We start from the raw sequence: 7959 nt of genomic DNA, 5'->3' as shown, positions 1-7959 counted from the left end.
CCGCGCGGTCCCCGCTGCACCACCCCCAGCGCCCCGCGGCGGGCGGCCCACTGGGGGGGGGCGCCGGTATGGCGCCCCCGGGGGGGGGGGGGGGGGGCCCCCCCCCCCCCCCCGCGTTCGTTTGTACGACAGATCCCTTTGGCCGAATACATGCCGGGCCCGGTCACAACACTGACATGCGCGTCGTCATCGTCACCGAGTCGTTTCCGCCCGAGGTCAACGGAGTCGCCCACAGCGTGCTGCGGACGGCCGAGCATCTGATCCGCCGGGGCCACCACCCCCTTGTCGTCACTCCCGCTCCCGCGCGCGGCGCCGAGTGCCCGCCGCACACGTTCGGCGCCGGCACCGACGCGGCGCAGCTGCCCGTCGTGCGGATACCGTCCGTACCGCTGCCCGGCTACCCGCAGGTGCGGGTGGCGCTGCCGAGCCGGCGGCTGACCGCCGCGATCGCGGCGCACCGGCCGGACGTCGTGCACCTGGCCAGCCCGTTCGTCCTCGGGGCGCGCGGGATGCAGGTCGCGGCCCGGCTCGGGGTGCCCGCCGTCGCCGTCTACCAGACCGACCTCGCCGGGTACGCGCACGCCTACCGGGCGGGGCGCGGGCTCGGGGAGGCGGCCGCCTGGCACCGGATCCGGACCGTCCACCGGGCCGCCGCCCGGACGCTCGCGCCGTCGACGCCCGCCGTCCAGGACCTCACCGCGCACGGGGTGCCCCGGGTGCAGCTGTGGCCGCGCGGGGTGGACTCGGTGCGCTTCCACCCCCGGCACCGCGACGAGGCCCTGCACCGGGCGCTGGCCCCGGGCGGGGAGGTGCTGGTCGGGTACGTGGGCCGGCTGGCGCCCGAGAAGCGGGTCGACCTGCTGGCCGCCGCCTCGGCGCTGCCCGGGGTACGGGTGGTGGTCATCGGGGACGGGCCGTCCGCCCCGGGCCTGAAGGCCTCGATGCCCGGCGCGGTGTTCCTCGGGCGGCGGACCGGCGAGGAACTCGCGCGATGTTTCGCCACGCTGGACGTGTTCGTCCACACCGGCCCGCTGGAGACCTTCTGCCAGACCATCCAGGAGGCGATGGCGAGCGGCGTGCCGGTGGTCGGACCGGCCGCCGGCGGGCCGCTGGACCTCGTCGGCCACCACCGGACGGGCCTGCTCGTGCCGCCCAGGGACGGCGCGGCCGTCGCCCGCGCGGTGGCCGGGCTGGCCGCCGACCCGGAACTGCGGGCCGCGTACGGCCGGGCCGGGCGCGCCGACGTGACCGCCCGCACCTGGGAGGCGGTCGGGGACCTGCTGCTGCGGCACTACGCGGAGGTGCTCGCGGAGCACCGCGGGGTCGCCGTCCCGTCGCCCGCCGCTCCGCCGGTGGTGGACGTGCCGCAGGCCGGGCCGGCCGCCGTCACCGAGGAACTGCCGGCATGAACGGGGGCACGGACGGGGGCACGGACGGGACCACGGACGGGTCGCTGCGGATCGTGCGGCTCGCCAACTTCGTCACCCCGGTGTCGGGCGGGCTGCGGACGGCGCTGCGGCACCTCGGCGCCGGGTACCGCGCGGCCGGGCACCGGCCGGTGCTCGTCGTGCCCGGCGAGCGGCGCTCCGAGGAGGAGACCGAGCAGGGCCTCGTCGTCACGCTGCCCGGGCCGGTGCTGCCGGGCAGCGGCGGCTACCGGCTGCTCACCGACCGCCGGGCGGTGGCCGCCGAGCTCACCAGGCTCTCCCCCGACCGGCTGGAGGTCTCCGACCGCACCACCCTGCGCTGGACCGGCGGCTGGGCCCGGCGGCACGGGGTCCGCTCGGTGATGGTGTCCCACGAGAGCGCCGCCGGGGTGCTCGGCACGTGGGGCGTGCCCGGTCCGCTCGCCGCCCTGGCCGCCGACCGGCTCAACGCGGCGACAGCGCGCGCGTACGACACCGTCGTCTGCACGACCGACTGGGCGGCGGCCGAGTTCCGGCGCCTCGGCGTGCCCAACCTCGCGCGCGCCCCGCTCGGCGTGGACCTGGACACCATGCGCCCCCTGTCGGCCCCCGCGCGGGCGCACGAGCGGGCCAGGTACGCCGACCCGGACCAGCCGCTGCTGGTGCTGTGCTCGCGGCTCTCGCAGGAGAAGCGGCCCGAGCGCGCGATCGAGGCGCTCGCCGAACTGCGGGCCCGGCGGGTGCCCGCGGTGCTGGTGGTCGCGGGCACCGGCCCGCTGCGGGAGCGGCTCGCGGCGCGGGCCGACCGGCTGCGGCTCCCGGTGCGCTTCCTCGGGCACGTGAGCCGCCGGGAGGCGCTGGCCCGGCTGCTGGGCTGCGCGGACGCCGTGCTCGCGCCCGGTCCGGTGGAGACCTTCGGGCTGGCCGCCATGGAGGCGCTCGCGTGCGGGACACCCGTGGTGGCCAGCCGCTCCTCGGCGCTGCCGGGGCTGATCGGTCTCGCGGGCGTGGCCGCCGCCGACACCGGCGAGGGATTCGCCGCCGCGGTGGGGCGGTTGCTGGCGCGGCCGGAGGACGCCCGGCGCGCGGCCGCCCGGGCGCGGGCGGAGCGGTACGCGTGGCCGGCGGCGGTGGCCGCGTTCCTGGCGGCGCACGGGGTGCCCCACTCCGGCGCCGGGAGGCCGGATGCCGGCACCGGGGAGGGGGTCCGCGATGAGCGTGCTCGACACGCGTGAGTGGACGGCGGACGGGCGGCGGCCCGCGGGCGGGCCGGTGCGGTTCGTCGCGCTCGGCGACTCGCTCACCGAGGGTGTCGGCGATCCCGTCGGGGACGGCTGGCGCGGGTGGGCCGCCGTGCTGGCCGGGTCGCTGGCACCGGAGGGGACGGCCGTCGAGTTCACGAACCTCGCCCGGAGCGGCGCCCTGACCGTCGATCTGACGACGAGTCAGCTACCGGCGGCGCTGGAGCGCAGGCCGGAGCTGGCGGCGGTCGTGGTCGGCGGGAACGACACCCTGCGGGCCGGCTTCGACATCCGCCGCACCGCCCTGGAGCTGGACGCCACCCTCGGCGAACTGTCCGGCCACGGCGCCCGGTTGCTCACCGCCTGCCTGCCGGACCCCGGCGCGCTGCTGCGCCTGCCGGCTCCGCTCGCCCGGCCGCTCGCCCGGCGGATGCGGGCGGTCAACACCGTTGTGCACGCCCTCACCGCGCGCCACCACGCCCTGCACCTGCACATCGCCGACCTGCCCTGGTGCGAGGAGCGGCGGCTGCTCAGCGTCGACCGCCTGCACCCCAGTGCCGAGGGACACCGGCTGATCGCCCGCCGCTTCCACGAACTGCTGGCCGCCGACGGCCGCGACCTCGGCCCCGCGCCCGGCGGCGAACCCGCCGAACGCCCGCCCGGCCGGGCCGCCGACGTGTGGTGGATGGCCACCCGGGGTACCCGCTGGGTCGCCGCCCGCAGCACCGACCTCCTCCCGGGGCTCCTGGCCCTCGCGGCGACCGAGGGCCTCGCCCGCCTGCGCGGCGCGACCGGCCGGCACGACGAACAGATGGCCCGGGCGGCGGCCCAGGCCCTGGCCTCCCTGGGCTGAGGGCGCTTCCCCAGGCCGGGGCCTCCCTGGGCCGGGGCCTCCCTGGGCTGAGGGCCGCTTCCCCGGGCCCTGGCCTCCCCGGGCCGGGGCCTCCCTGGGCTGAGGGCGCTTCCCCGGGCCGGGGCGCTCGGGCGTGTCCTTCGGATCGGGCGGCCACTGACGGGTGATCACCGGTGGCGCGCGCGTGGAACCGGGCAGGTATCCGGCGGTGTCGTCCGGAGGGACGTGATCACCGAGCCGGACCGGAGGGAGTGCCGAGTGGAGGCGTCATCGAGGGTGGAGGCATCGCCGACGAGCGGGCGGGAGCTGCTGGCGGCGGCGGGCGTGCTGTTCCCGGACGAGCAGGGGCGGGTGCTGGTGGTGCGGCTGCCGTACGACCGCAAGCACCCGGTGGCGATCCCCGGCGGCGGCTGGGAGCCGACGGACCTCTCGCCGCGTGAGACCGCGCTGCGCGAGATCGCCGAGGAGCTCGGGTTCACGCCCCGGCTCGGGCCGCTGGCCTGCATCGACTGGACGCTCGACGACCACCGTCCGCCGATCGCCGCCCACCTGTACTGGGCGGAGCCGATCGGCTCGGCGCAGGCGGCGGCGATCCGGGCGGACGCGGCGGAGGTCGGCGGCTGGGTCTGGCTGTCGCCGGAGGCGGCGGCGCACGCGCTGCCGCCCAGGCTGTCGCGCCGGGTGACGGCGTGCCTGCGGGCACCCCGCACGGCCGGCCCGCTGGAACTGGAGGACAGTTGGCCGGCCGGCCACTCGCTCGAACACCTCCCGGCCGCGCCGCCGCCGCCCGAGTACACCGGGCCCGCCGGGATCCCCGAGCTCCAGGGCCACGGGGAACCGGACCCGGCACCGCCGCTGGACCGGGCCGCCTTCATCGCCTCCCGCCCCCGGATCCGGGCCAAGGCGCGCACGGTGTTCACCGACGGCGCCGGGCGCGTGCTGCTCGTCCGGCTGAAGCCGTGGGACGGGCCGCGCGGACGGGTGCCGTACTGGACGCTCCCGGGCGGCGGCATCGAGGCGGACCGCGAGCTGCCCCGGGCGGCGGCCCGCCGGGAGGTCCGCGAGGAGCTGGGGTGGGAGGTCGAGCCGGGGCGGCTGCTCGTCCTGGACTGGCTGCCGTCCTCCGCCGCCGATCCGGCGCTCGACCGGGACACCGCCGTCCTCGTCTACGTCTACGACGGCGGCACGGCGACGGACCGGATGCTCGCCGCGATCGCCCTCGCCGAGGACGAGTTGGTGGACTGGCGCCTGTGCGAACCGGCCGAGGCCCGGGCCCTGCTGTCCGCGCCCTCGTGGGACCGGACGGCTGCCGCCCTGGCCGCCCGGGAACGCGGCCGCGGCCCGCTCGAACTGGTCGACGGGCGGCCGGTGGGATAGCAGCCGGGCGGCGGTGTGATCCACACTGGGAGGCATGCAGAACGTGATCGGAGAGGTGCTGGCCGGCCGTCGGGTGGCGTCGGTCAGCGGTGGCGGCCGGCTGGACCTCACGCTGGACGGCCCGGTGACCGTCCGGGTGGCGCACGAGTTCCGGTTCGCGGCGCCGTCCTTCGCCGCGCCCGCCGAGGTGGAGCACTTCTTCCCGGCCCTGACCGTCCGCCCGACGGCGACGCTGCTCGCGCTCGTCGGCCGGACCGTCGGCTCGGCCCGGGTCACCCCGGCCGGCGGCCTGGAGCTGGACTTCACGGGCGGCGGTGCGCTGTCCGTCCCGCCGCACGCGGTGCTGGCGCCGTGGAGCGTGGTGACGCCGGATGGCGAGCTGTGCGCGGCACTGCCGGGCGGCGAGGTCAGCTGGGCGGGGTGAGCCGGGGCGGGGCCGGGCCGGCGGACGGTGATCCGCCGGGCCCGGGGCCCTCGCGTCCGGGTCAGACCTCCATGTCCGCCTCGATCTTGACGAGCTGGTGGCGGGCCATCGCCAGGTTGGCGCGGCCCTTGTCCAGCGCGAGGTAGAGGAACAGGCCCTTGCCGGTGCGGCCGGTGAGCGGGCGGATCAGGTGGTACTGGCTGCTGAGGGTGATCAGGATGTCCTCGATGCCGTCCTGCAGGCCCAGCATGTCCATGGTGCGCATCTTGGCGCGGACCACGTCGGTGTTCCCGGCGGCGGCCACGTTGAGGTCCAGCCCGCCGGGGCCGTCGAGGGTGGCGAGCGCCATGCCGCTGTTGTAGTCGACGAGCGCGGCGCCGATGGCGCCCTCGATGGAGGTCATGGCCTGCTTGAGGGCGCCGGCTGCGTCGGTCATTTCGTGACTCCGTTTCGGTGGTTCGGTGATGGGGTGGTCGAACAGGGGCAGGGGGTCAGGGGCAGGGGGTCAGGGGCAGGGACAGGGGCGGCGGACGGTCGGTCAGCCGGCCTCGCGCGGGTCCTTGGGCACCAGGGCGTCGGTGAGCAGCCCGGCGATCCGCTGGGCCGAGCGGCGGGCCTCCAGGTGCAGGCGGCCGACGTTGACGTCCGGGTGCGCCAGCAGCGTCAGCACGCAGCTGCCGCCGGCCGCGTACGTGGCGACGTAGCCGTGTTCGCCGCGCACGAGGGACTCCCGGAACTCGCCCTGGCCCGTCGTGTCGGCGAGCCGCTGGGCGAGGGAGAGGGAGGCCGCCGTCATCGCGGCGAGGCCGGACGGCTCGGTCCCATGGGTGTCGTGGGCGACCAACAGGCCGTCCACGCTGGCCACCAGACCGCCGGCGAGGTGCGGGATGCGGTGTTTGACGGCGCGGAGCTCGGCGAGCAGCTCGGTCTCCAAGGCGATCAGTTGTCTCCTTCCGACACGCTGCTTGAGCGCCCGCCTCATGGCCGGTACGGCGGGGTCGCGGGCGGAGAGTGGCTCAAAGTCGGGCCTCCAGGAGGGTCAGGACCCGGGTCAGCAGCGCGATGTCCGGGTCGGGCACGGTCAGCGGATGGGCCGCCGCCGGGATCGGCGGGCGGTCGGAACGGGGGGCGGCGCCGGGTGGCGGGGCTCCGCGCTCCGGAGCCCCGGCCGCGTGGGCGCCGAGTGCGTGGGCGCCGGCCGCGTGGACGCCGAGCGGGCGGGGCCCGGGTGCGGTGGATCCGGCACCCGGGACGCTCGTCGCGGCTCCGGCTGCGACGACTCCGGGCACGACGGCTCCGGGCGCCCCGGCGCCGGTGAGGGTGGCGCCGGGGATCCGGCGGTGCAGGCCGCCGGTGCGCGGGACTTCGGGTGCGGATACCGGTTTTGCCGCCGGTGGCGGTGGGAGTGGCGACTGCGCGGGGACGGCCGCGACGACGGGCCCGGGCTCGGGGACCGACACGGGAACGCCTACCGGCGCCGGGCCGGGCACGGCGGCCGGGCCGGGTACGGAGACCGGCCCCGGCACCACCGCCGGAGCGGCGTCGAGCAGCCCCGCCGCGGCCAGCCGACGGACGTCCGCCGTCACGCCGAACCCGGACCGGCCGAGCAGCCGGGCCAGTTCGGCCGGGGTTCTTCGGCCGTCCGCGTGGTCGAGCAGCTCCCGCCGGCGGCGGCCGGGCGGACGGCGGGACGGCCGGCGGGCGGCCTCGGCCGGGCGGACCGGCGCGGTGTCGAGCTGCGCCCAGGGCCAGATGCCGTCCAGCAGGTGCCGACGGCGCTCGGACTCCCGGCAGACCCGTGCCGCGTCGACCGCCGCCACCGGGCCGAGCCAGTGCCGGGCACCGGTCTCGAACCGCCAGAGGCCGCCGCCGGTGTCGGCGAGGACGAAGAAGGCGGCGTCGAACAGGGTTTCCAGGTGGCCGAGTTCGAGCTCCCCGCGGGTGATCCGGCCCTGGTCGACCAGCGCTGCCGCGACGCGGGCCTGCGGGCCGTGCGCCTCGACGAGTTCGCGCCACTCCCCCGGGGCGAGCCGGCCGCAGCCGGTGAGGAGGTCGCCCAGGTCGGGGGCACGGTCGGACTCGGCGTGGGTCACCAGGCCGTCGGTGAGGTAGACACTGCCGAGCGGGCCGCGCAGGGCGCCGGTGGCCTCGCGGGCGGCGAGCAGGCCGACCGCCTCGCCCGGCGTCCGCGGAACCGTCGGTGGCAGCACGGCCGTCGGGGCCGCGTGCGCGCTCACCCGAGCACCAGCTCCTCGGCGAGCGCCTGGAGGCGGTAGCGGGCACCGGCGAGGTTGCCCTCCTCGCGGTCCAGCCACAGGTGCAGGACGAGCCGGCTGTCGAAGACGGTGTCGATGAAGCAGATCAGGTGGTAACTGCGGCCCGCAGTGACGATGATGTCCTGCAGCGGTGCCCGACGGTCCTCCGACGCGGTGAAGGTCTGGCTCTCAACGGCCGCCCGTACCAGGTCGGTTGCCTCGGCCGCCGTGGTCTCGTGCTCGCCGGCCGGGCTCTCGCCCAGGCTGCCGAGCGCGAGCCCGCTGCTCCAGTCGACCAGGCTCGCGGAGCGGGCGCCGGTGATCGCCATCGCTCCGGAGAGGCAGTCGTCGATACCCGGCACACCGGCTCCTTCGTGGGGGGTCGTCCATCGCACGGGGGAAT

9 protein-coding genes are annotated in these 7959 nt (G+C 77.6%); 5 read left to right on the top strand and 4 right to left on the bottom strand.

Annotated elements, in window-relative coordinates; genetic code table 11:
- Positions 1-176 precede the first annotated feature (176 nt).
- From ACFV4F_RS23810 to ACFV4F_RS23790, 5 genes are all read left to right on the top strand, one after another.
- A complete protein-coding gene (locus tag ACFV4F_RS23810; RefSeq protein WP_380505278.1) occupies positions 177-1409 on the top strand; it encodes a glycosyltransferase family 4 protein in 1233 nt (410 codons plus the stop codon).
- Positions 1406-2641, top strand: coding sequence for a glycosyltransferase (locus tag ACFV4F_RS23805; RefSeq protein WP_380505275.1), 1236 nt, complete (start codon positions 1406-1408; stop codon positions 2639-2641). The genes ACFV4F_RS23810 and ACFV4F_RS23805 overlap by 4 nt, the downstream gene beginning before the upstream one ends.
- Positions 2619-3500, top strand: coding sequence for an SGNH/GDSL hydrolase family protein (locus ACFV4F_RS23800; protein ID WP_380445525.1), 882 nt, complete (start codon positions 2619-2621; stop codon positions 3498-3500). The genes ACFV4F_RS23805 and ACFV4F_RS23800 overlap by 23 nt, the downstream gene beginning before the upstream one ends.
- A 276-nt stretch (positions 3501-3776) precedes the next feature.
- The gene (locus tag ACFV4F_RS23795; RefSeq protein ID WP_380505272.1) at positions 3777-4877 is read left to right on the top strand and encodes an NUDIX domain-containing protein; all 1101 of its coding nucleotides are present in this window, start codon (positions 3777-3779) and stop codon (positions 4875-4877) included.
- Between the two features lie 34 nt (positions 4878-4911).
- Positions 4912-5301 (top strand): DUF6188 family protein, encoded by a 390-nt coding sequence (locus ACFV4F_RS23790; protein ID WP_380505269.1) that lies wholly within the window; start codon positions 4912-4914, stop codon positions 5299-5301.
- A 61-nt stretch (positions 5302-5362) separates the two neighbouring features.
- Here ACFV4F_RS23790 and ACFV4F_RS23785 read toward each other — a convergent pair whose 3' ends face one another.
- The 4 genes from ACFV4F_RS23785 to ACFV4F_RS23770 all read right to left on the bottom strand — a co-directional run bounded on the left by ACFV4F_RS23785 (position 5363) and on the right by ACFV4F_RS23770 (position 7918).
- Entirely contained in the window at positions 5363-5737 is a 375-nt protein-coding gene (locus ACFV4F_RS23785; RefSeq protein ID WP_380445522.1) for a hypothetical protein, read from the bottom strand.
- Between the two features lie 102 nt (positions 5738-5839).
- The gene (locus ACFV4F_RS23780; RefSeq protein ID WP_380445521.1) at positions 5840-6235 is read right to left on the bottom strand and encodes a roadblock/LC7 domain-containing protein; all 396 of its coding nucleotides are present in this window, start codon (positions 6233-6235) and stop codon (positions 5840-5842) included.
- Between the two features lie 82 nt (positions 6236-6317).
- The gene (locus tag ACFV4F_RS23775; protein ID WP_380505266.1) at positions 6318-7538 is read right to left on the bottom strand and encodes a hypothetical protein; all 1221 of its coding nucleotides are present in this window, start codon (positions 7536-7538) and stop codon (positions 6318-6320) included.
- Positions 7535-7918, bottom strand: coding sequence for a hypothetical protein (locus ACFV4F_RS23770; RefSeq protein ID WP_380445519.1), 384 nt, complete (start codon positions 7916-7918; stop codon positions 7535-7537). Before ACFV4F_RS23770 ends, ACFV4F_RS23775 begins: the two co-directional genes overlap by 4 nt.
- Between the last annotated feature and the right edge of the window lie 41 nt (positions 7919-7959).

Origin of the sequence: Kitasatospora sp. NPDC059722, assembly GCF_042733235.1 — a bacterium.
Lineage (GTDB): Bacteria > Actinomycetota > Actinomycetes > Streptomycetales > Streptomycetaceae > Kitasatospora.
The sequence above is the reverse complement of the archived record's forward strand: the minus strand, read 5'-3'. Positions and strand labels throughout refer to the sequence as shown.

What these genes read in the sequence shown, in the direction of transcription:
- ACFV4F_RS23810 (WP_380505278.1), top strand. Translation starts at nt 177, where the DNA reads ATGCGCGTCGTCATCGTCACCGAGTCGTTTCCGCCCGAGGTCAACGGA.
- ACFV4F_RS23805 (WP_380505275.1), top strand. Translation starts at nt 1,406, where the DNA reads ATGAACGGGGGCACGGACGGGGGCACGGACGGGACCACGGACGGGTCG.
- ACFV4F_RS23800 (WP_380445525.1), top strand. Translation starts at nt 2,619, where the DNA reads ATGAGCGTGCTCGACACGCGTGAGTGGACGGCGGACGGGCGGCGGCCC.
- ACFV4F_RS23790 (WP_380505269.1), top strand. Translation starts at nt 4,912, where the DNA reads ATGCAGAACGTGATCGGAGAGGTGCTGGCCGGCCGTCGGGTGGCGTCG.
- ACFV4F_RS23785 (WP_380445522.1), bottom strand. Translation starts at nt 5,737, where the DNA reads ATGACCGACGCAGCCGGCGCCCTCAAGCAGGCCATGACCTCCATCGAG.